This is a genomic window from Agrobacterium sp. NPDC090283 (genome assembly GCF_044769685.1).
Taxonomy (GTDB): domain Bacteria; phylum Pseudomonadota; class Alphaproteobacteria; order Rhizobiales; family Rhizobiaceae; genus Agrobacterium.
The window spans coordinates 41,043-63,729 of sequence record NZ_JBIVYG010000025.1; the positions used below are offsets into that span (position 1 = coordinate 41,043).

Here is a 22,687-nt window from a genome sequence, read left to right on the forward strand (position 1 = left end):
CTATAATGTCGCCAGTTCGGCAATGGATAATCCCGCCCGTATTTTTTCCAGCCGCTCATTGGCCTTGGCGGGCAGCAGAAATGCGGGTCTCACACCCGGCGGGCGAAGCAGGCCGCGCAGGGCAAGCTCCTGCATGACAGGAAAATGCGCGGCGGCGATCTTGCCCATCCAGAACGGATCGAGCGCCCCGCCCCTGCGCAGATGGTCCAGCACCTCGGCCAGCCCGCGCAGATAGATCGCATCCTTGGAAAGACCGCCGCCGCGATAGATGCGCAGCACCATGTTGAAGGCGGCGGCCTCATCGAAACCGTGATCGCGGGTCATGGTGCGGAAGGTCTCCACGAAGCTTGCCCCATCCAGCATGGCGGCGCAGCCGACGACGCGGCCGGCGATCAGCCGCAGACGCTCGCGCGTCATGCCGCCGGCCAGATGTTCCGCCAGCACCGCGAGCCCCTCCTGCACGCCCTCATAACCGGAAAGGCCGGTGCGGAAGAGACGCAACCCCTGAAACGAGCCGTTGAAATAGGTGAGAAGATGCACGCCGATCTCATGCGACAGCAGCGCCTCGACACGGCGCTGTTCCATGACGGTGTGGCGGGAGATCAAAAGCTTCTCGCCCGTCACCATCAGGCCCGGCGGCAGGTCGTCGCGGATTTCGACGCGAGCCTTGAATTCCGGGGCTTCCGCAAGATAGGTCTCGACCATCTCCCGCGACTTCTTGGCGACCGCGTAGCAATCGACCATGGCGATTTCGCCGCTCTCTTGCCCGCGCGGGCAATCCGCAAGCACGCGCAGCGCCAGCTGAAGGAGGGCCGGTTCGACAGCGCCGTAAAGGGCGCGTGAAAAATCGGTGAAGGTGCGATGGTGCAGATTGGCGAGCATCGTCAGCTGCAGATCGATCTCCTGCTGTTTCTCCCGGTAGAGATTATAAAGCACCGGGTCTTCCAGATGATCGAAAACGACGGAATAAAGCTTGCGTTTCTGCTCCTCGACATCGACGCCGAGCGGCCGGTAAAGCAGGCGCGGCGCGAACTGAAAGCCGCCATCACGAAACTCCTCGAAGGCCCGGCGGGCATTGATGGGCGTGACGGAAAGCAGAAAATCGAAGGATGAAACAATATCGTCGACGGACCGGTCGGCGCGCCTGACCGCATCGACGAAGGCCTTGCGCCCCAGCGCCCGATGGCTGGTGACCTTGAGCGCGTCCTTGCCCGAAGCGAAGGATGAAAAAGCCTGCAGGCCGGCATCGAAAAGATCGGCGATCATCGTCACCCGCAGGCCCGGATAATCCGCACCGGATTCCGGCTGGCGGTAGATCGGCGCAAAACGCACGCTGATGCAGGGAAAATCGAGTCCGGCTTTCTTGAAGCGCAGAACCGGATCGGCATCCGGCTCCGGCCGGGTGATGCGCGGCGTGCGAAAGCGCACTTCAGCATCACAGACCGCCTTGATGAAGACCCGGCGGGCATTCTGCGTTTCGGGCTCAGCCGTCGCCGAGACGGAGACCTCATAATGCGGCAGGAAAGGCGAATCGTCGGCCAGAAGAATGTCATGCTCCAGCTCGCCGATATCGAGGACGATGAAGGCGCCGAAACGCTGCCGCATGACCGTGCCAACGGCCTCGATCAGCGGCGCCGCCTCCTGAATGGTGGACGCGATCAGATAGGAGGCATGAGCGGCGGCGATATCGCGGGCGGCGAGATTTTTCGTGCCGCCTGTCAGATGCAGGCAGAGAAATGGCAGTGGCCTATCTATATGCAGACGGCCGTCTTTGCCGAGATCGCGCCGGATGGCCTTGCCCGCCTCGAGGCAGGACACGACGTCATCGGCCAGATCGGCGATGGGAGACGGTGCGCTGCGGGCGGAAGAGAGGTTCATCGCCGCGACCTCAGGCACTCTTCGAGCACCGGCTGGAGTGCTGTTATCGCTTGGCGAATATCCGCCACCACACGCGCATCCGGCTTTCCCGTCCACTCATCCATGAAGAATTTCTTGAACTCGACTGCGATGGCGCAGCCATTTTCGGCGAACCTTTCGTGGATGAAACGGGTCTGCTCGCCCTTGCCCTGAAACGCCACGTTCTCGCGAACATCGAGGCGGCGTCCGCCGATGGTCGCTGACGCGAAATGATGCCCGACCGCGCTGACGATATCGCCCCAGCGGCTGCGATCCATGGAAAAGGTGCCGATATTGATATCGGGCGCCTCCGCCTGTGCCGTCGGCGGCGCGGCGGCGCCCTGCCGGCGATGATTATAGCTGTGCACATCCAGCACCACGAAGGCGCCGTGCCGCCTTTCGATTGCAGAGAGCACGGTCTTCAGCATCGCATAATAATCGGCGTGAAAATCGAGCGATTGCCGGATGGCTTCCGGGGCCGGCTCCTCTTTCCAGACCTCAAGCCCCCAGGATTGTTCCGGCTTCAGATAGATCGCCTGATCGGCCGCACGGTTGAGATCGATTTCGAAACGCGAATGGTGAACAACGAGACGGTTCGTCAGTCCCGCGATCATCTCACCGGTGAAAGGGTCTTCCTCCCTCAGCCGCTGTTCCGGGGAAAGGGCGATGAGCCCGGATACGTCCGGTCTGATGCGATGACCGTCGTGAATGGCCGTGCCGATAACAGGTGAATTGCCGAAATCAATCGACCAGAAACCCTTGTTTTCGTTGTTACCGCGGTATTCGCCGTCGCTCTGTCTGGCTGCCATGCTGCCTCCCCTGCATCGGGGATAAAACAGCGGGACATGCCCGTTTGTTCCGGTAAAAAATTGCGCGCGATGCATTCGGTCTCATCAATGACGCCGCTGGAAAAAATGCGGAACCATCCCGGAAAGCCCACGTTGTTCCAGCAGGAGGGGCCGCCGTGTCAAACGGACGCGATGGCGCTGAAGAACATCGGGATTTTTCCGTTTTCTCCCGGTGGCCAACGAAATGGCAGCCGAGCTTCTTACCCATCCGGCACCCCTCCGTTCCTGCTTTCCACGCACAAGGAGCCGCGACATGGAAAAGACCGAAACACGCAAACTTGCGGAAGAATATCTGCGTCTCGGCGGCACGCGTCAGGTGATGATCGACGACAACAAGACCTTCGTGCGCCAATGGCAGCACGAACCGGCGGAAGCCGAACGGTTCTGGCAAACGCACATCGAAAATCTCGACGCGGAACGGCTCAAGGACGTGGAATTTTTCCTGCCCTCCATGAATTCCGACATGAATTCCGACAAGGGCAAATGAACCCAGAAGGAGACAGACATGACTGCCATCAACGCCGCGAAAATCCTCATTCTCGCAACGGACGGCTATGAGCGTTCCGAATTGCGCGTGCCCTATGACCAGTTGAAGGCCAGGGGTGCGGACGTGAAGGTCGCCTCCATCAAGGAGGGCGAGATCAAGAGCTGGGACAAGAAGAACTGGGGCGACAGCATCGCCGTCGACCTTCCCGCCAAGGCCGTAAAAACGGAAGATTTTGACGCGCTGGTTCTTCCCGGCGGCCAGATCAACCCGGATATCCTGCGTCATGATGAGGATGCGATGCGGGTGGTGCGTGATTTCGTCAAATCCGGCAAGGTGGTGGCCGCCATCTGCCACGCGCCATGGCTGCTTGTCGAAGCGGATGCCCTGCGTGGCCGCGACGCCACCTCCTATTGGTCGATCAAGACCGACCTCAAGAATGCCGGCGCCAACTGGAAGGATGAAAAAGTGGTCACCGATAAGGGGATCATCACCTCCCGCAGCCCTGACGATCTCGACGCCTTCGTCGCCAAGATCGTGGAAGAGGTCGAGGAAGGCCGCCACGAACGTCGCGCCGCTTAAGACACGCACCATGTTTCCGTGCCGCCGGTTTCCCCGGCGGCACTTCTATTTGGGAGAAAGACATGAAAAGCAGATTGCTGGCCAGCGGCGCGGAGCGCATCTTCATCCTCGTCATTGATCCCGAGGAAGAAGCCTTCGAGGCCATCGGGCGCTTTGCCAAGGCCGAAAACATCAACGCCGCCTCGGTTACCGCGATCGGGGCCTTTGCCGCGGCAACACTCGCCTTTTTCGATCTTTCGACGCGGGACTACAAGGAAATACCGATCACCGACCAGAGCGAGGTTCTGAGTCTGCTCGGCGATATCACCCTTGACGAGAATGATACGCCCAATCCGCACCTGCATGTGGTTCTGGGCTTTGCCGATGGCTCCACCAAGGGTGGCCATTTTCTAAAAGGAGTGGTGCGACCGACGCTGGAAGTCGTCATCCGCGAAACACCTGCGGAATTGCGGCGCAGCTATCGCCCGGAATTCGGCATCGCTCTCATCGATCCCGCGAAATAAGCCCACGGAACCGGAAAAACGCCATTGCGTTATCGCTTTGGACAGGGGGCGGCATGGTGACGGCGATCGATCGAAGAGATGCGGATGATGACGAGGTCGGGCAATTTCTGATCGGCCTCGCGCGCGGCACGGCGGGCGCATTGCTGTTTGCCCTGCCCATGCTGATGACCATGGAAATGTGGTTTCTCGGCCTTTACGTCAATTCCTGGCGGCTTCTGCTGCTCTGCATCCTCAACCTGCCGCTACTGTTGCTTCTCGCCCGCCGCATCGGTTTCGAGAATGTTCACTCCTGGAGCCAGGCGCTGCGCGACGCGATGACGGCCTATGGGCTGGGCATCGCCGTCAGCGCGGCCGTGCTCCTGCTGTTCGGTATTCTGAACCACCAGATCACCGCCTCCAACATCGTCGCCAAGATTGCCCTGCAATCCGTTCCAGCCAGCATCGGCGCATTGCTCGGACGCAGCCAGCTCGGTCAGCATTCCGATGCGGAGGATGAAGAGGAAGGCGAATATTCCGGCGAGACGGGTTATCTGCACGAATTGTTCATGATGGTGGTCGGCGCGCTCTTCCTCAGCCTCAATGTTGCGCCGACGGAAGAAATGATCCTGATCGCCTACAAGGTGACGCCCTACCACATTCTGGCGCTTTGCCTGCTGTCGATCGCCATCATGCATGGCTTCGTTTATGCGCTTCACTTCAAGGGCTCGCATCAGTTGCACGAAGGGCAGAAGTGGTGGCAATCCTTTATCCGCTTCACCCTGCCCGGCTATGTCATCGCCATCGCCATCAGCATCTATACGCTCTGGACCTTCGAGCGCCTCGACCACACCTCGCTGTCGCAGATCATGAATGCCGCCGTCATTCTCGGCGTTCCCGCCTCGATCGGCGCGGCCTCTGCCCGGCTGATCCTGTGAGGTCAAGATGACGATATCCAAGGGCCGCAAACATACGGAAAGCCCCGAGCCCCACTGGGTGGAATGGCTGACGGGCGCCATCTGCACACTTCTTGTCGCCGCCATGCTCGGCTGGATCGGTTATGATATTTATCGCTACAGGCCGGAGGATGCCCGCTTCGAAATCGCCGTTACCGGCGTGGAGGCGCAGGCCGGGCAATATCGCGTGCGGTTCGATATCCGCAACCTTTCCATGACGACGGCGGCGCAGGTGCAGGTGCGCGGCGACCTGCAGCAAAACGGCGCGACGCTGGAGAGCGCCGATGTGACATTCGATTACGTCGCCTCGGAGTCTCGCGACACCGGCACGCTTTTCTTTCGCAACGATCCCCGCAGCTCAACGCTCACCATCAATGTCGCCGGCTATACCGAGCCGTGAGACCTTTCAGGATGATTTCATGCCGACATCGGAACTGACGAAAGAACGCGACCTCAGGGATTCAAAGCCCGTGTGGGCGGACACGCCCCGCATCGGCGTCCGCAGCAGGCAGACGCCGGAGGCCGACCATTACGACACGATCGTGGTCGGCGCCGGTATCAGCGGCGCGCTGGTGTCCCATGCCCTGCAACGGCCGGGTCAATCCATGCTGATCGTCGACCGGCGCGAGCCGGTGATGGGCAGCAGCGTCGCCAGCACCGCGATGATCCAGCATGAAATCGACACGCCGCTGACACAGCTCAGAAAGATGATCGGCACGGATGCGGCCGACAGGGCATGGCAGCGTTCCGCCCGCGCCGTCCTGCGGTTGGAGGAAATCGTTTCTTCGCTCGGCATCTCCTGCAGCATGAGGCGCAAACAGGCCCTTTATCTGGCGGGAGACGAAATGGGATCGCGCGCGCTGAAGGCCGAAGCGGCAGCCCGTGAGGAAGCGGGCATCGAGGCCCGCTTTCTCACCGCTGCGGAACTGAGAGATCAATACGGCTTGCACCGGACCGCGGCCATCCTCAGCGATATTTCGGCCTCTGCCAATCCCGCACAGCTGACCGCTGGCCTGCTGCGCCACACGGCGGGCGCCGGCGCCGAAATCGTCTCGCAGCTTGAGATCACCGATCTCAGGAACCTCGGCGACGAGGTTGTCCTTGCGACCGCCGGCGGCAAAATCCTTTCCGCACGCAATGTCGTTTTCTGCACCGGCTATGAATTCCTGAAAATGCTGGAGAGCCCGAAGCACCAGATCATTTCCACCTGGGCGCTGGCGAGCAGAAAGGGGCTCGACCTGCCCGACTGGCTGGAGAACCATATCGTCTGGGAGGCGTCCGATCCCTATCTCTACCTGCGCACCGACCGCGAGGGGCGGATGATTGCCGGAGGCGAGGACGAGGAAAACCCCACCGCCTACCAGTCGGAGCGCAAGCTCGCCGCCAAGGCCGAGACGATCCGCCGCAAGATCGAGAAGCTTCTCGGCATCGATATGGGAAAACCGGAATATCGCTGGGCGGCGGCCTTCGGCACGACCACCACCGGCCTGCCGCTGATTGGCGCGGTGCCCGGAATGAACAACGTCTATGCCGTGATGGGTTTCGGCGGCAACGGCATCACCTTCAGCCAGATCGCCGCTGAAATCGTGGCCGCCGCCGTCAATGGCGGCAAGGACCCCGATGCCGATCTTTTCCGTTTCAGCTGATGTCGTTCATTCCTCCTTGATGCCCGCCGCCACCTGTATGCGGCGGAGCGTCCACAAGACGACAATGCCCATTCCCGCAGCAAGAAGGGCAAGCGGCCACATGCCAAGACCGGCCGAGAGGCCGATTGCCGCCGAAAGCCACATGCTGGCGCCCGTCGTCAGGCCTTTGACATCGCCTCTGGTATAAACGACCACACCCGCCGCAAGAAAGGCGATGCCCGCCGTCACGGCCTCCACCAGCCGGATGGGATCGAGCCGTGCGGCCTCATGGCCTTCCGCCATCGTCTCCATCATGTGAATGGTGATGACGCAGAAGGTGACGGCGGCAAGGCCGATCAGCATGTTGGTGCGCAGGCCGGCCGTGTTCTTGTGAAACTCCCGCTCCAGACCGATCAGCCCGCACAGGATGACCGCGCCGAACACCCGCACCAGGAGCACCTCGAAGGGGATGGAAATATTCATGGAAAATTCTTCTGCAAGGCTCTGGGGCACTGTCGCGTCTCCTCCCGAAATTTCTTCACACTAAGTTTGGAGAGGCGTGTTGGTTCCGCGCGGCAATATAAACGTTGCGCGCAACCGAGCCGGAACCATGGGCGGAGCAAAGGGTTTGTCTCCCGTGCGCATGGGCGCACATCATGCAATTTCACACATGGGAGAAGGACCAATGGCCGAGAAGAAACTCGACGACCTGTTTTACGATACGCTGAAGGATATCTATTACGCCGAGAGGCAGATCCTGAAAGCCCTGCCGAAAATGGCGCGGGCAGCGACCGACCCGAAGCTGAAACAGGCCTTTGAAAAGCACAAGGAAGAAACGCAGGGCCACGTCGAACGCCTGCAGGAAGTGTTCGAGATCATTGGCAAGCGGGCGCAGGGCAAGACCTGCGAAGCCATTCAGGGCATCATCGCCGAAGGCGAGGAAATCATGGAGGACTTCAAAGGCACGCCCGCCCTCGATGCCGGTCTCGTTTCGTCGGCACAGGCGGTCGAACACTATGAGATCGCCCGCTACGGCACGCTGAAGGCCTGGGCGGAAAAGCTGGGCCACACCAAGGCGGTTTCGCTGCTGGACGCCACGCTCAAGGAAGAGGCCAAGACCGACGATGCGCTGACCGTGCTCGCCAAGACTTCGGTTAACGCTGCCGCCGAAAAAAAGGCGGCGTAACACCCTCCTCGACAAAAACCGGAATGGTCGCCCATTCCGGTTTTTCTGTGTCTTGAAACCTGCCGAAGTTACGGCAGGGTATAGGCGATCACATAATCGCCCGGCTTGGTTCCAACGGAGCCGTGACCACCCGCAACCATCACCACATATTGCTTGCCGCCATCCAGCGCATAGGTCATTGGCGTTGCCTGGCCGCCGGCCGGCAGGCGCGCTTCCCAAAGCTGCTTGCCGGTGGTCAGGTCATAGGCGCGCAGGTAGTTGTCGACGGCAGCACCGAGGAAGGCCACGCCGCCCTTGGTGATCATCGGCCCGCCAATGCCCGGCACACCCACCTTGAAGGGCAAGGGCAGCGGCGTCATGTCATAGACCGTGCCGTTCTTGTGCTTGTAGGCGATATCACCCGTGCGCAGATCCGCACCCGCGACATAACCCCATGGCGGCGCCTGGCAGGGAATCTGCAGCGGACCGAGGAAGGGACCCATGAACACCCCATAGGGCGCGCCGTCATTGCGGTTCAGGCCCTGTTCGCTACCTTTTTCGTCCTGACCCTTCGGCGGAATGTCGGGACGCGGCACGAGCTGCGAGGTGAAGGCGAGATAGGTCGGCATGCCGAACATGACCTGTCGTTCGGGATCGACCGCCACGCTGCCCCAGTTGAAGGTGCCGAAATTGCCGGGATAGATGATCGAGCCGTTGAGCGAAGGCGGCGTGTAACGGCCCTTGTAGTTCAGCTGATGGAAGCGGATGCGGCAGGCGAGCTGGTCGAACATGGAGACGCCCCACATGTCCTTTTCCTGCAATGGCTCCGGCTTGAAGGACAGGGCCGTCGTCGGCTGCGTCGGGGAGGTGAAGTCCTCCGGGATCGCACCGCCCGGCGCGGGCTCTTCGGTGATCGGCAGAAGGGGCTCGCCGGTGCGCCGGTCGAGAACGTAGATATCGCCCTGCTTGGTGGGGCCGACCAGCGCCGGCACGGTCTGGCCGTCCTTGGTGATATCGAGCAGCACCGGCTGGGCCGGCACATCCATGTCCCAGAGATCGTGATGAACCGTCTGGCGCACCCAGCGATCCTTGCCGGTATTGATATCGAGCGCGACGATGGAGGAGGAATATTTCTCCACATTCTCGCTGCGGCCCATGCCGAGCTGATCCGGCACCTGATTGCCGAGCGGGATATAAACGAGGCCGAGGCCTTCGTCATAACTGAAGACCGACCAGCTGTTGGGCGAATTGGTGGTATAGGTTTCACCCGCCGCAATCGGTTCGGTTTTCGCCGGATTGCCGGAATCCCAGTTCCAGACGAGCGCGCCGCTGTTCACGTCGAAAGCGCGAATGACGCCGGACTGTTCCTGCGTGGAATAATTGTCGTTCACCGCGCCGCCGATGATGATCTTGCCCGCCACGATGACGGGGGGCGAGGTCGAATAATAATAGCCGGCGGGATTGTATTTCATGCCCTGCTCAAGATGCAGCACACCCTGATCGGCAAAGGACGTGCAGACCTGGCCGGTGGCGGCGTCAAGCGCGATCAGCCGCGCATCCGAGGTCGGCAAATAGACACGTTCGGCGCAGGCCGTGCCCGGCGCGGCATTCGGTTCGGCATAATAGGAAACACCGCGGCATGTCTGGTGCTGGCGGTCCGCATTGAGACCGACATTCGGGTCGTATTTCCACTTTTCCTTGCCGGTGGCGGCATCGATGGCAATCGCCCAATTATGCGGCGTGCAGATATAAAGCGTGTTGCCGACCTTGAGCGGCGTCACCTGATAGGTGGTTTCACCGATATCATCAGGCAGCTTCACATCCCCCGTCTGGTAACGCCAGGCTTCCTTGAGCTGGGAGACGTTGTCGACATTGACCTGGGTCAACGGCGAATAACGTTGACCATAGGGCGTACGGCCATATTGATGCCAGTCACCGTCAGGCACATTGCCGCCATAGGCGGGCGTGGCGGAGGCCGTTTCCTGGGGCAGCGAACCTGCCATTTCGTGCGGATCCTGCGCCATGGAATATCCGGCCACGACGATCGAGGCGACGACGGAGAGCGCAAGCGGCCAGGCATTCGGGCCGTAGCTAAGCCCGGTCGGGCTCGCAAAACCGAGCGGCTTTCTGACCCATGGAACCAGAAGCCAGAGGCCGATGAGAATGATGATGCCGCCGCGCGGGCCAAGCTGCCACCAGTCGAAGCCGACTTCCCAGACGGCCCAGGCGAGCGTCGCGACAATGAAGACGGCATAGACGTGAAGAGCTGCGCGATTGCGCTTGAACAGCAGAATGGCCGTCAAAAGAAAGGCCAGTCCGGAAAGCACGTAATAAAAGCTCCCGCCCAGCATGACGAGCTGAGAGCCGAAACCGAACAGCGCAAGACCGATCAGTGTGAGAACAACTGCAGTGACGGTGACTGCCATGAATGAAACCCCCGATTCCTGTCACTTTGCGTGAAATGAAATCGGGCGCGATCTGGTTCCATGGAAATCATCATGATCGCGAAAAAAATTCACGTCATGGTGGTCACGGGTTTTGTGGCGCTCCGGTGGAATCCTGCGGCGCGGGATTGGTTTCCGTCGATGCCGGCGGTTGGGCGCGGCCATTCGCCGGATTGTTGTCGAAGCTTCCGGATCCGGACGGCTGCTGCGGCACGGGCGCAGTCTCGGTCTGCGGGTTCTGCGGCAGGTTTTCGTCGGGTTCGAAAACCGAATATTCGACAACGGCCCAAACCACCAATGCAAGAAGCACGCTGACGATCAGAATGACAAGGACCGGGCGTCCGCGCGATCCCTGCCGCGCACGCGTTGCCGTTTCGCTTTTGTGAGCATCCCGACCGTCGAGATAGCTGGCATTTTCTCTGGCCATGTCTTTCACTCCCTGTGACCCTATTGATCTAATCCCCGGGGTCAGGGTTTTGTTCCAGATTGCCGGAGAACGACTTTAGCCGCACTCGGCCGGTAACCGAGACCTCTCTGAGCCGTCGCAGCCTGCCACATCCACCGCGCTGAAGCTTTGCCCGAGACCAAGCCAGGAGACCGGCGGGCGTGCTTCATCCGTTTCCCATGGGTCGTCCGGGAGGTTGTCGGAATTCGCCGAAGACAGGGGCGATGCCGCCGCATGAAATCCGGCACCGGAAAAGGAAAGGTATTTTTTCACCGCATGGCGCCATCCACGCCACAGGTCGAGAAAAGCAGGAATTTTCAGCATCATGATTGTCAGGCAATATATCGATAAAAATAACGTCTCCTGTTTGGCACGTCTGGAGGACAGGCGCATCCCCGTTGCGGCGCAACCGCAGCGAATGGTCGAATTGTGCCAAGAAACCGTCATAAAGTGTCAGATCGACGCCCGACCAGGCGTGATCAGCGGCCGAGCTGCACGATCCAGCGTGTCCATTCGGCGCTATCCGGCTTCAGAATATCCGACGTGACGTCACGGCTTTCCAACGCGAAATGCCGCATCTGGCGCGGCGAAAGGCCGAAGGTCCTCTTGAAAACGCGGCTGAAATTTTCCGGATTGGTGAAACCATAGGACGCCGCCACCTCGGCAATCGTCATATGCGCCGATTGTGGCGCCCGCAGAAAATCCATCGCGCGTTCAAGACGCCGATGGGTAATGCAGGCCGAAAACCCGCCCAGCGACTCAAAGAGCCGGTAGACGGTGCGCCGGGATACGCCAAACTCACCCATGACCTTCTCCACCGAGAGGGCCGGATCGAGAAGATGATTGTCGATGTAACGCCGGATGGATGCCCTGAGCGCCCGCTGCACACCCTGCGCATTGTCGTGCCCGACATGATTGTTGATGGCGGCTGCGGCAAGTTCCAGAAGCGGCGAGACCGTGGCAGCACCCTCGCCGGCATTCATGATGTCGAAATGGCGATAGATGCTCGTCATCGTTTCGCGCAGCAGCGATACCAGTGGCAGACCGGCCGGCAGCACCCGTTCGTGATGGTTGCCGGAACCGAGAAGCCTGCCTTCCAGCAGCCGGCGCGGCACGACGAGGCTGAGATGATCGTGGTCGGTCGTGGCGGTGGCCAACGGTTGCGCCATGTCGATGAGATAGAGGTCGCCGGGGCCCGCGGTCTCGCCCGATCCGCGCCGCGACATGCTTTGTCCGCTGGCATAAAATTGCAGGAGAAAACCGTCCATGCCGTCGCGGGCAAGCTTGTGGCGCGAACGGTCGAAATCCTGCGCCGAGGACTGGGTGCGGCCGAGCGCGACATTGCCGATGAAAGCGGCGTCCACGCTGGCGAAGAAACCGTCATCCTGCGAGCGCCGCAGGCGGGCATCGAAAAGCACGTTGATCGAATCCCGCCACAGCGCCATGGCATCGCGTTTCGGCATCTGGCGCGTATCGAAGCGCGAGCGCGCCAGCGGCGCTTCAAAAGACCCTGTGTTCATCACACCGTTTTTCCGTGAACACGGCGCTGACCCCCGCCGTCCACGAAAACTATACAGGATTGAAATCGCCTAACAATGCCGGATGCCAGCGAGATGGTTCGCTGGAGGCGGGTGCGCCAAGATTATTTCGCGGTCCAGCCGCCATCGATGGAGATGGTCGTGCCGGTGATGGAGCGCGCCATATCGCCGGAGAGATAAAGCGCCATTTCCGCCACTTCTTCCGGTTGCACAAACCGTCTGGTAGGCTGCGGCGCCAGCATCACCTTTTTCACCACATCCTCCTCGCTCATGCCATGCACGCGCGCCTGATCGGCAACCTGGGCGGCGACAAGCGGCGTCCAGACGTAACCGGGGCAGATGGCGTTGCAGGTAATGCCGAGTTCGGCCACTTCCAGCGCCACGCTTTTCGTCAGGCCCACCACCGCATGTTTGGTCGCGACATAAGGCCCCTTGAAGGGCGAAGCGCGCAGGCCGTGGGCGGAGGCGATATTGACGATGCGGCCCCAGCCCCGTTCCTTCATGCCCGGCAGGGCCGCGTGGATGGTGTGAAAGGCGCTGTCGAGCGAGATGGCGACAATGCGGGAGAAATCGGTGAAATCGAACTCGTCGATCGGCGCGACCTTCTGAATGCCGGCATTGTTGACCAGCACGTCGATATGACCGAGTTCAGCGATAACTGTTTCCGGCAGATGGGCGCTTTCATCATAATTGGCGAGGTTGGCGGAAAAATAGACCGGCCTGTGCCGCGCCACCTTCGCGACCGCCTCCAGCGCCTGCGTCGCCTCCTCCGCCGTCTCTATGCCATGCACCGCGACCAGAAATCCCGCCTCGGCGAACCGCTTGGCGATGGCAAGCCCGATGCCGCTGGTGGAGCCCGTGACCAGCACGATTTTCGGTTGATCCTCCATCGGCCTAGTCCTTCAGCTGGGGCAGGTTGCGGAAAAGTTCGAGCGCTTCTGGATTGGCGAGCGCATCGGCATTCTTCACCGGCCGGCCATGGATGGTATCGCGCACCGCGATTTCGGAAATCTTGCCCGAACGGGTGCGGGGAATGGCGCTGACGGCAATGATCCTTGCCGGCACATGCCGCGGCGTGGCGCCGGAACGGATGCGGCTGCGGATGGTTTTTTCCAGCTCTTCCGTCAAGACCGCGCCGCCCTTCATGCGCAGGAAGAGGATGACCCGCTGGTCGCCGTCTATATCCTGCCCCACGGCAATGGCCTCCTCGACTTCGGGCACGGTTTCCACCTGCCGGTAGATTTCCGCCGTGCCGATGCGAACCCCGCCGGGATTGAGCGTCGTGTCCGAACGGCCATGGATGACATATCCGCCGGAGGGGCGCAGTTCGGCAAAATCGCCATGGGCCCATATGCCCGGAAACCGGTCGAAATAGGCGGCCTGATACCGGGAACCATCCTCATCGCCCCAGAACTTTACCGGCATGGAGAGATGCGCATTGCGGCAGACGAGTTCGCCGGCAACGCCGCGAACCGAACGGCCCTCATCATCCAGCGTGTCGATATCCATGCCGAGCATCGCGCCCTGCAATTCGCCGCGATGCACCGGCTGCAGCGGGTTGCCGCCGAGGAAACAGGCGCAGATATCCGTGCCGCCGGAAATCGAGGCAAGATGTACATCGGCCTTCCAGTCGCGATAGATATAATCGAAGGATTGCGGGATGAGCGGCGAGCCGGTGGAGAGAATTGTCCTCAGCGATGAAAGATCGTGGCTTTCACGCGGCTTCAGCCCGGCTTTGAGGCAGGCGTCGATGAACTTCGCCGAGGTTCCAAAGGTCGCGATCCGTTCGGCATCGATGAGATCGATCAGCCGCGCGGGCGTCGGATAACCGGGATTGCCGTCATAGGTGACGAGCGTCGCGCCGAGCGCCAGGCCGGAGACCTGCCAGTTCCACATCATCCAGCCGCAGGTGGTGAAATAGAAAAAGCGCTCCCCCTCCTCAATATCGCATTGCAGCTTTTGCTCCTTCATATGCTGAAGAAGCAGGCCGCCGCCGGAATGGGTGATGCATTTCGGCTTGCCTGTCGTGCCCGAGGAATAAAGGATCGCCAGCGGCGCCTTGACGGGAAGACGGTTGAAGGCAATCTCGCCCGCCGCATAGGGCGCGACGAAATCCGCAAGCGTCACGCAGCCGAGATCGGCGAGGCTTTCGGGAACGGTATCACCGATCAGCACGATCTTTTCGGGAGCCGCACTTTCCGCGACGAAGCGGATGGTCGGAGCGACATCGATGCGCTTGCCGGCATAACCATATTCCGGCACAGCGATGAGGATTTTCGGGTCGATCTGCGACAGGCGATCGGAGGCGCCGGCAGGGCCGAAATCCGGCGAGCAGGACGACCAGATCGCCCCGATGGCGCTGACAGCCAGATAGCTGACGATCGCCTCGATATCATGGGTGACGATGGCCCCGACGCGGTCGCCCTCCTTCACGCCAGCATGAACGAGCGCCTGCACCATGCGGGACACTTCGTCGTAAAGCTGCCTGCGGGTAATCTCGCGCCTTGTGCCGTCGTCGCGATGGGCGATGATGGCCAGCCGCTCGTCGGCATCGCGCAGCAGGTTTTCGGCATAATTGAGCCTTGCGCCCGGATAGAATTCGGCATCCCGGATCGTCGCGCCCGGTTTGAACGCCGTGTCGCCGCGAGTGCCAATGATCCCGAGTTCATCCCACAGCGCATCGTAAAACTCATCCGGCGCGTTGATGGACCAGCGCAGCAGCCCGGCATAATCATCGGCGGCCTGCCCGTGCAGCTTTGCCGTTTTCGTCGCGAAGGAGAAAAGCGCCGAGCGCTCCCGCCTCTTCTCAGGCGGTACCCATAAGATGTCGGATGGCGCGGCGTCCGTCATGCTTTGCCCCCGCGCAGCATTTCCACGATGGCGGAGAAATCGCGCCCGCCGCTCCCCTCGTCGACGAAATTCTCATAAAGCGACGCTGCCGCGGCACCGAGGGGAGTGGAGGCTCCGGCTCCATTCGCCGCCTCCTGCGAAAGCTTCAGATCCTTGAGCATCAAGGCCGCCGCAAAGCCGGGTTGATAATCCTTGTTGGCGGGCGATGTCGGCACCGGTCCCGGCACCGGGCAATAGGTGGTGAGCGACCAGCATTGCCCCGAAGAGGTGGAGGCGACATCGAACAGCGCCTGATGCGAGAGCCCGAGTTTTTCGCCCAGCACGAAAGCTTCGGAAACGGCGATCATGGAAATGCCGAGAATCATGTTGTTGCAGATCTTCGCCGCCTGACCGTTACCGCCCCTGCCGCAATGCACGATCTTCTTGCCCATCGCCTCCAGTACCGGTTTTGCCGCCGAAAAGGCCTCAGGCTCGCCGCCGCACATGAAGGTCAGGGTGCCGGCGGCAGCCCCGCCGGTTCCGCCGGAAACGGGCGCATCGACCGAGGGGCAACCGGCGGAAGCGGCCAGCTCATGCGCTTTCAGCGCGCTTTCCATATCCACTGTCGAGCAATCGATGAGAAGCGTTCCGGCAGATACCTTTCGAACCAGATCGCCATAGACCGCAACGACATGTTCGCCCTTGGGCAGCATGGTGATGATCACATCCGCCGCGTCCGTTGCTTCGGCAGAATCCAATGCCACGGGAATGCCGGCCTCTTTCGCCGCCGTACGGCAGGCGTCGGCGAGATCATATCCCCTGACGGTATAACCCGCCTTGACGAGATTGGCGGCCATCGGCAGGCCCATATGTCCCAGCCCGAGAAAAGCGACGGTCTTCATCGGTGCGCTCCTTTCAGCGATTATCCGCAAGGATCATGTCCGCGGCCTTTTCGGCGATCATGATCGTCGGGGAATTGGTGTTTCCGGAAGTGATGCGCGGCATCACCGAGGCGTCGGCGACGCGCAGCCCGGCGAGCCTGCGGAATTTCAACCTGTTATCGACAACGCTCTCCACATCCGACCCCATGCGCAACGTGCCGACGGGATGGAAGATGGTGGTGCCGATATCGCCCGCCGCCTTGGCGAGATCATTGTCGTTTTCGAAGGATGGGCCGGGCCGGTATTCCTGCGGGTTGAAGCGGGAAAACGCCGGCTGGGCGACAATGCGGCGCGTCAGCCGCATCGCATCGATGGCCACCTGCCGGTCGCCTTCGGTGGAAAGATAGTTCGGGCGGATTTCCGGCTGCATGGCGAAATCCGGTCCTTTCACATGCACTGAGCCCCGGCTTTCCGGCCGCAGATTGCAGACACTTGCGGTAATGGCCGGAAAAGTGTGAACCGGATCACCGAACTTGTCGAGCGAAACCGGCTGGACATGATATTCCAGATCGGCGGTTTCCTTTTCCGGCGAGGAGCGGGTGAAAACACCGAGCTGGCTTGGCGCCATCGACATCGGCCCGGAGCGCGTCAGCGCATATTCAAGGCCGATCCTCGCCTTGCCGAACAGGGTCGAGGCCCGTTCATTCAGCGTCAGGACGCCGGAGACCTTGTAGACCATGCGCAATTGCAGATGGTCCTGCAGGTTCTCGCCCACGCCCTGAACCTCAGCCACGGTGTCGATGCCGGCGGCCTGAAGCACATCGCCACGGCCAACGCCGGAAAGCTCCAGAACATGCGGCGAGCCGATCGCGCCTGCGGACAGCACCGTCTCGCGCCGCGCCCGCATCTTTTTCAGGACGCCGTCATGGTGGAACTCGACACCCGTAACGCGGCCCTCTTCGATGATGAGACGCTTGACGTGCGCCTTGGTGAGAACCGTCAGGTTCTTGCGCCCGAGTGCCGGTTTCAGAAACGCCTTTGCCGTGTTCCAGCGCCAGCCCGAGCGCTGGTTGACGTCGAAATAACCCGCACCCTCATTGTCGCCCCGGTTGAAATCATCGGTCGCGGGAATGCCGGCTTCACCCGCTGCTTTCTGGAAGGCATCCAGCACATCCCAGCGCACCCGCGCCTTTTCCACCCGCCATTCGCCGCCGGCGGAATGCAGGTCGCTTTTACCGCGATAAAAATCCTCCGACTTCAGGAAATAGGGCAGGATATCGTTCCAGCCCCAGCCCTCGCAGCCGAGCTGCCGCCACATATCGTAATCGCGCGCCTGACCGCGCATGTAGATCATGCCATTGATGGAGGAGCAGCCGCCCAGAACCTTGCCGCGCGGATAGATCAGCGCGCGGCCGTTAAGCCCCGGCTCTTCCGCCGTCTTGAAACACCAGTCGGTGCGCGGATTATTGATGCAATAGAGATAACCGACCGGAATATGGATCCAGTGGTAATTGTCGTTGCCGCCCGCTTCCAGAAGCAGCACGCGGTTGTTCGGATCTTTCGAAAGGCGGTTGGCGAGAACGCATCCGGCACTCCCCGCTCCGATGACGATATAGTCATATTCGCCCATGCTGTTCTCCATGCGCCACCCTTGCCGCACCGTCCCGGACGCGGAGGAGGCCTTGTCTGTGTTTTCAAAAATGTCTAGCTGCGGTGCTGAAAGCCGAGTTTCCGCCCCAGCCGGGAAGCATAAAACTCGCCGATAAGACCGCGCCGGAACACCAGAACGCAGGCCATGAACACGAGGCCGGTGATGATGGTGACCGGGAAATCCGATGTCGCGAGATAGTTCTGCAAAGTGACGACGAGACCCGCGCCAAAAATCGGCCCGATCATGGTGCCGATGCCGCCGAGCAGCGTCATCAGGATCACTTCGCCGGACATCTGCCATGTCACGTCGGTGAGCGTCGCGAACTGGAAGACGAGCGCCTTCAGACCGCCCGCAAGACCGGCCAGCGTCGCCGACATCACGAAAGCGCCGAGCTTGTAGCGCTGCACGCTATAACCCAGCGAAATGGCGCGCTGCTCGTTTTCGCGGATGGATTTCAGGATCATGCCGAAGGGCGAATTGACGAAACGCCAGATGACCAGCAGCGCGATGACGAAGGCGGCCAGCACCGTGTAATAGATATTGAGCGGCGCATTGAGATCGAGGAGGCCGAAGAGATGGCCGCGCGGCACGCCCTGCAAACCGTCCTCGCCATGGGTAAACGGCGCCTGAAGGCAGAAGAAATAAAACATCTGCGACAGCGCCAGCGTAATCATGGCGAAATAGATTCCCTGGCGGCGGATGGCGAAAAAGCCGATGACAAGCCCCAGAAGGGCCGCCCCTGCCATGCCGATGACAAGGCCGATCTCCGGCGTCACGCCCCATTCCTTCACCGAATAGGCGGTGAAATAGGCCGCACCGCCGAAAAACGCCGCATGGCCGAAGGACAGCAGACCCGTATAACCGATCAGCAGGTTGAAGGCGCAGGCAAACAGCGCGAAGCACAGGAGCTTCATCAGAAAGATCGGGTAAACGAACATCGGTGCGGCGATGAGGACGGCAAGCCCTGCCAGAATAAGCACCGTCTTGATGGTTCCGGCAGTCGCAGACACTTCAGCCTGCGGCAGCGTACCGGCGGTGGAGCTATGGGTGGCTTTGGACATATCAGGCGTCCTTTCCGAAAAGTCCGGCGGGGCGGATGAGCAGCACAAAGGCCATGATGACGAAGATGACGATGTTGGAGGCTTCCGGGTAGAACACCTTGGTCAGGCCTTCGGCGACGCCCAGCATGTAACCGGTGACGATGGCGCCCATGATCGAGCCCATGCCGCCGACGACCACCACGGCAAAGACGACGATGATGAGGTTCGTGCCCATCAGCGGCGAGACCTGGTAGATCGGTGCGGCCAGCACGCCGGTGAACCCGGCAAGGCCGGCGCCCAATGCGTAGGTCAGCGTCAGCAGCACCGGCACGTTGATGCCGAAAGCCTGCACCAGCGTCGGATTTTCCGTCGCGGCGCGCAGATAGGAGCCGAGACGCGTCTTTTCGATCAGCGCCCAGGTGGCGATGCAGACGATGAGCGAAATGACGACAACGAAAGCGCGGTAATTCGGCAGGAACATGAAGCCGAGATTGGTGCCGCCGGCAAGCGCGCGCGGCACCGAATAGGGCTGGCCCGCCGCACCATAAAGCCAGCGGAACGTGCCTTCCACCACCAGCGCCAGGCCGAAGGTGAAAAGCAGCCCGTAAAGCGGATCGAGATCATAAAGCCGCGACAGCAGGAAGCGCTCGACGATCGCGCCGAACAAAGCGACGACGAGCGGCGTGACGATGAGCGCCACCCAGAAATTGATGCCGAAATATTGCAGGCCGAGGAAGGCGACAAAAGCGCCGAGCATATATTGCGCGCCATGGGCAAAATTGATGACGCGCAGCAGGCCGAAAATGACGGCGAGACCGAGCGACAGCAGCGCGTAGAACGACCCGTTGATGAGGCCGACCAGCAATTGCCCGAGAAGCGCCTGAATGGGAACGCCGAAGATCATCGTCATGGTTAAACCCCCAGCACCTTGTTGAGCTCGCCCATGCGGCCGGAAAGCTCGCTGACCGGAAAATCGCTGACCATCTGGCCGTGATCCATCAGGTAGAAACGGTCGGCGATACGGCTGGCGAAACGGAAATTCTGCTCGACCAGAACCACGGTCATGCCACGGCTCTTCAGCTTCTGCAGCACCTCGCCGATGCGTTGCACGATGACCGGGGCAAGTCCCTCCGTCGGTTCGTCAAGCAAGAGCACCTTCACGCCGGTGCGCAGGATGCGCGCCATGGCGAGCATCTGCTGCTCGCCGCCGGAAAGCTTGGTGCCGGGGCTGGTGCGGCGTTCGTAAAGATTGGGAAACAGCTCATATATCTCATCGAGCGTCATGCCGCCGGATGCGACGACGGGCGGCAGCTTCAGGTTTTCCTCGACGCTCAGCGTCGCGAAGATACCGCGCTCTTCCGGCACGAAGCCGAGGCCGTATTTCGCCGTGCGATGCAGCGGCACCGGCATCATATCCTTGCCGCCGAGCTTGATGACGCCCTTGCGGTTGCGGATGATGCCCATGATGGTGCGCAGCGTCGTGGTCTTGCCCACGCCGTTGCGGCCGAGAATGGTGATGGTTTCGCCTTCGCCGACCGTCAGATCGACGCCATGCAGCGCCTGGCTTTCGCCATACCAGGATTTCAGGTTGGAGACTTCGAGCATTGCCGCCATATCACGCCTCCTCCGTGCCCATATAGGCCGTTCGCACCCGCGGATCGGCGGAAACGGCGGCATAATCGCCCTCCGCTAGAATTTCACCGCGCTGCAGCACCGTGACATGGTGGCAGATATCGGCAACGACTTTCAGATTATGTTCGACCATCAGCACCGCGCGTGTCTTTGCCACCTCGCGGATAAGCTCGGCGACATGGGAGACATCTTCCCCACCCATGCCGGCCATCGGCTCGTCCAGCAGCAGAACCTTGGGGTCGAGCGCCAGCGTAGTGGCGATTTCGAGAACCCGCTTGCGGCCGTAAGACAGATCGGCCGCAAGCGCATGTTTTTCCCGTGTCAGGCCAACCGTTGCGATCAGCTCCTCGGCGCGGGCATTCAGCCTGTCGAGCGAGGAGAGCGGCAGCCAGAACTGCGTTGCAAGGCCGTTCGGCCGCTGCAACGCCACCCGCACGTTTTCCAGAACCGTCAGATGCGGAAACACCGCCGATATCTGGAAAGACCTGACGAGGCCGAGACGCGCCACCTTGTCCGGTGGCGTCCTTGTTATATCCGTTCCCATGAAGGTGATCGTCCCGCCCGTCGGCTGGAGAAACTTGGTCAATAGATTAAAGACCGTGGTCTTGCCGGCGCCGTTCGGACCGATCAGCGCATGCACGCGGGCATGATGCACGTCGAGATCGACGTTTTTCACGGCCGCGAATGCGCCGAAGGTCTTGGAGAGACCGCGCGCCGAAAGAACGACGCGTGATTCGGCCTGCCCGGCGGGGGCGGGAGCGATCGTCATGAAACTTTCCCCTTTATTGCGTCAGTCTTTTATTGCGTTACCAGCGGGCAACCGCTTTTTGCGGGGTCCATGAAGGCTTCCTTGCCGGGAATGGTGGCGAGCACCTTGTAATAATCCCACGGCTGCTTGCTCTCATCCGGCTTCTTCACTTCCATCAGATACATGTCGTGGATCATGCGGCCGTTGGCAGCGACATGGCCATTCTTGGCGAAGACGTCGTTGACCGGCATTTGCTTCATGGCCTTTGCAACGGCATCGGCATCGTCGGTGCCGGCCTTTTCGATGGCCTTCAGATAATGCAGCACGGCGGAATAGGTGCCGGCATGCACCATGTTCGGCATGGCGCCGGTGCGTTCCTTGAAACGCTCGCCGAATTTGCGCGATTCATCGTCGCGATCCCAGTAAAAACCTTCCGTCAGCGTCAACCCTTGAGCCGCTTCGAGACCGAGGCCGTGGACTTCGGCAAGCGTGAAGAGAAGGGCTGCCAGCCGCTGGCCGCCGGCGACGATGCCGAATTCCGCCGCCTGCTTGATGGCGTTGGAGGTATCGAGACCGGCATTGGCGAGACCGATGACCTTCGCGCCCGAGGACTGCGCCTGCAGCAGGAAGGAGGAATAATCCGTCGTGGCGAGCGGATGACGCACGGAACCCAGCACCTTGCCGCCATTGGCCTTGACGAAATTGGAGGTGTTTTCTTCCAGCGAATAACCGAAGGCATAGTCGGCGGTCAGGAAGAACCAGCTGTCGCCGCCCTGCTTGACGAGCGCGCCGCCGGTGCCGACCGCCAGCGAATAGGTGTCATAGGCCCAGTGGAACCCATAGGGGCTGCACTGCTTGCCGGTCAGTTCGGTGGTTGCCGCACCCGTGTTGACGGTGATCTTCTTTTTATCCTTGGAGAGCGCCTGCACGGCAAGGCCGACCGACGACGAGGTCAGTTCCATGATCGAATCGACCTGTTCGGTATCGTACCATTGGCGGGCGATATTGGAGGCGACATCCGCCTTGTTCTGGTGGTCGGCGGTCACCACTTCCACCGGCGCATTGAGCACCTTGCCGCCGAAATCCTCGACCGCCATCTTCGCGGCTTCATAAGAGTATTTGCCGCCGAAATTGGCGTAGACGCCCGACTGGTCGTTCAGGATACCGATCTTGACCTTGCCGTCCGAAATCTCGGCCGCATAAGCGGCGGTGCCGGCGGCCAGTGCCATGGCCGTGGATAAAACGATACTCTTGCGCATGACTTCTCCTCCCAGAGATGATTGCGAGCCTCAGATTGTCTGTGCAGCGGTGAACGAAACCGTTGCACCCGAATGGCCGCACCGCCCTCCTCAAAGCGATGCATCCTCAGCCTAGACTTCTCGAATTCGGCCGTTGACACAAGAGCTTGTCATCATCAAATTGCGAACAGGAACTGTTCATTTTT

The 22,687-nt window shown here is 60.9% G+C and carries 23 protein-coding genes; 7 read left to right on the forward strand and 16 right to left on the reverse strand.

Annotation, left to right across the window (positions count from 1 at the left end):
* Positions 1-1,878, reverse strand: coding sequence for a flavohemoglobin expression-modulating QEGLA motif protein (locus ACIQUH_RS25400; protein WP_400820450.1), 1,878 nt, complete (start codon positions 1,876-1,878; stop codon positions 1-3).
* The gene (locus ACIQUH_RS25405) at positions 1,875-2,705 is read right to left on the reverse strand and encodes an N-formylglutamate amidohydrolase (protein WP_400820392.1); all 831 of its coding nucleotides are present in this window, start codon (positions 2,703-2,705) and stop codon (positions 1,875-1,877) included. The genes ACIQUH_RS25400 and ACIQUH_RS25405 overlap by 4 nt, the downstream gene beginning before the upstream one ends.
* 292 nt (positions 2,706-2,997) lie before the next feature.
* Between ACIQUH_RS25405 and ACIQUH_RS25410 the strand changes: the two genes are divergently transcribed.
* The 6 genes from ACIQUH_RS25410 to ACIQUH_RS25435 all read left to right on the forward strand — a co-directional run bounded on the left by ACIQUH_RS25410 (position 2,998) and on the right by ACIQUH_RS25435 (position 6,891).
* Complete coding sequence (locus tag ACIQUH_RS25410; protein WP_400820393.1) at positions 2,998-3,231, forward strand: hypothetical protein; 234 nt, start codon at positions 2,998-3,000, stop codon at positions 3,229-3,231.
* A gap of 18 nt (positions 3,232-3,249) precedes the next feature.
* Positions 3,250-3,810, forward strand: coding sequence for a type 1 glutamine amidotransferase domain-containing protein (locus ACIQUH_RS25415; RefSeq protein WP_400820395.1), 561 nt, complete (start codon positions 3,250-3,252; stop codon positions 3,808-3,810).
* A gap of 62 nt (positions 3,811-3,872) precedes the next feature.
* The gene (locus ACIQUH_RS25420) at positions 3,873-4,313 is read left to right on the forward strand and encodes a PPC domain-containing DNA-binding protein (RefSeq protein WP_400820396.1); all 441 of its coding nucleotides are present in this window, start codon (positions 3,873-3,875) and stop codon (positions 4,311-4,313) included.
* A gap of 53 nt (positions 4,314-4,366) precedes the next feature.
* Positions 4,367-5,227 carry a TIGR02587 family membrane protein gene (locus ACIQUH_RS25425; RefSeq protein WP_400820398.1) on the forward strand — a complete coding sequence of 287 codons (861 nt, stop codon included), beginning with the start codon at positions 4,367-4,369 and terminating at the stop codon, positions 5,225-5,227.
* Positions 5,228-5,234: 7 nt separating this feature from the next.
* Positions 5,235-5,645, forward strand: a complete 411-nt coding sequence (locus tag ACIQUH_RS25430) for a TIGR02588 family protein (RefSeq protein WP_400820400.1) — start codon at positions 5,235-5,237, stop codon at positions 5,643-5,645.
* A 19-nt stretch (positions 5,646-5,664) separates the two neighbouring features.
* Entirely contained in the window at positions 5,665-6,891 is a 1,227-nt protein-coding gene (locus ACIQUH_RS25435; RefSeq protein ID WP_400820401.1) for an NAD(P)/FAD-dependent oxidoreductase, read from the forward strand.
* A 6-nt stretch (positions 6,892-6,897) separates the two neighbouring features.
* Here ACIQUH_RS25435 and ACIQUH_RS25440 read toward each other — a convergent pair whose 3' ends face one another.
* Complete coding sequence (locus ACIQUH_RS25440; protein ID WP_400820402.1) at positions 6,898-7,383, reverse strand: MgtC/SapB family protein; 486 nt, start codon at positions 7,381-7,383, stop codon at positions 6,898-6,900.
* A gap of 172 nt (positions 7,384-7,555) precedes the next feature.
* Here ACIQUH_RS25440 and ACIQUH_RS25445 point away from each other — a divergent pair, with 172 nt between their 5' ends.
* Positions 7,556-8,056 (forward strand): ferritin-like domain-containing protein, encoded by a 501-nt coding sequence (locus ACIQUH_RS25445; RefSeq protein WP_400820403.1) that lies wholly within the window; start codon positions 7,556-7,558, stop codon positions 8,054-8,056.
* Between the two features lie 68 nt (positions 8,057-8,124).
* Here the strand turns inward: ACIQUH_RS25445 and ACIQUH_RS25450 are convergent, their stop codons facing one another.
* The 13 genes from ACIQUH_RS25450 to ACIQUH_RS25510 form a co-directional block, all read right to left on the reverse strand.
* Positions 8,125-10,461 (reverse strand): glucose/quinate/shikimate family membrane-bound PQQ-dependent dehydrogenase, encoded by a 2,337-nt coding sequence (locus ACIQUH_RS25450; protein WP_400820405.1) that lies wholly within the window; start codon positions 10,459-10,461, stop codon positions 8,125-8,127.
* A 103-nt stretch (positions 10,462-10,564) separates the two neighbouring features.
* Entirely contained in the window at positions 10,565-10,906 is a 342-nt protein-coding gene (locus ACIQUH_RS25455; RefSeq protein ID WP_400820408.1) for a hypothetical protein, read from the reverse strand.
* Between the two features lie 75 nt (positions 10,907-10,981).
* Complete coding sequence (locus ACIQUH_RS25460) at positions 10,982-11,371, reverse strand: hypothetical protein (protein WP_400820410.1); 390 nt, start codon at positions 11,369-11,371, stop codon at positions 10,982-10,984.
* 32 nt (positions 11,372-11,403) lie between these two features.
* A complete protein-coding gene (locus tag ACIQUH_RS25465; protein WP_400820413.1) occupies positions 11,404-12,447 on the reverse strand; it encodes a helix-turn-helix domain-containing protein in 1,044 nt (347 codons plus the stop codon).
* Positions 12,448-12,566: 119 nt separating this feature from the next.
* A complete protein-coding gene (locus ACIQUH_RS25470; RefSeq protein WP_400820415.1) occupies positions 12,567-13,352 on the reverse strand; it encodes a 3-hydroxybutyrate dehydrogenase in 786 nt (261 codons plus the stop codon).
* 4 nt (positions 13,353-13,356) lie between these two features.
* Complete coding sequence (locus ACIQUH_RS25475) at positions 13,357-15,312, reverse strand: acetoacetate--CoA ligase (protein ID WP_400820417.1); 1,956 nt, start codon at positions 15,310-15,312, stop codon at positions 13,357-13,359.
* Entirely contained in the window at positions 15,309-16,193 is an 885-nt protein-coding gene (mmsB, locus tag ACIQUH_RS25480; RefSeq protein WP_400820419.1) for a 3-hydroxyisobutyrate dehydrogenase, read from the reverse strand. The genes ACIQUH_RS25475 and mmsB overlap by 4 nt, the downstream gene beginning before the upstream one ends.
* 13 nt (positions 16,194-16,206) lie before the next feature.
* Entirely contained in the window at positions 16,207-17,802 is a 1,596-nt protein-coding gene (locus ACIQUH_RS25485; RefSeq protein WP_400820453.1) for a GMC family oxidoreductase, read from the reverse strand.
* A 74-nt stretch (positions 17,803-17,876) separates the two neighbouring features.
* Entirely contained in the window at positions 17,877-18,884 is a 1,008-nt protein-coding gene (locus ACIQUH_RS25490) for a branched-chain amino acid ABC transporter permease (protein ID WP_400820422.1), read from the reverse strand.
* 1 nt (position 18,885) lies between these two features.
* Positions 18,886-19,773 carry a branched-chain amino acid ABC transporter permease gene (locus ACIQUH_RS25495; protein ID WP_400820425.1) on the reverse strand — a complete coding sequence of 296 codons (888 nt, stop codon included), beginning with the start codon at positions 19,771-19,773 and terminating at the stop codon, positions 18,886-18,888.
* A gap of 2 nt (positions 19,774-19,775) precedes the next feature.
* Positions 19,776-20,477, reverse strand: coding sequence for an ABC transporter ATP-binding protein (locus tag ACIQUH_RS25500; RefSeq protein ID WP_400820427.1), 702 nt, complete (start codon positions 20,475-20,477; stop codon positions 19,776-19,778).
* Position 20,478: 1 nt separating this feature from the next.
* Positions 20,479-21,264, reverse strand: coding sequence for an ABC transporter ATP-binding protein (locus tag ACIQUH_RS25505; RefSeq protein WP_400820430.1), 786 nt, complete (start codon positions 21,262-21,264; stop codon positions 20,479-20,481).
* A 29-nt stretch (positions 21,265-21,293) separates the two neighbouring features.
* Positions 21,294-22,502 (reverse strand): ABC transporter substrate-binding protein, encoded by a 1,209-nt coding sequence (locus tag ACIQUH_RS25510; RefSeq protein ID WP_400820432.1) that lies wholly within the window; start codon positions 22,500-22,502, stop codon positions 21,294-21,296.
* Positions 22,503-22,687: the final 185 nt, after the last annotated feature.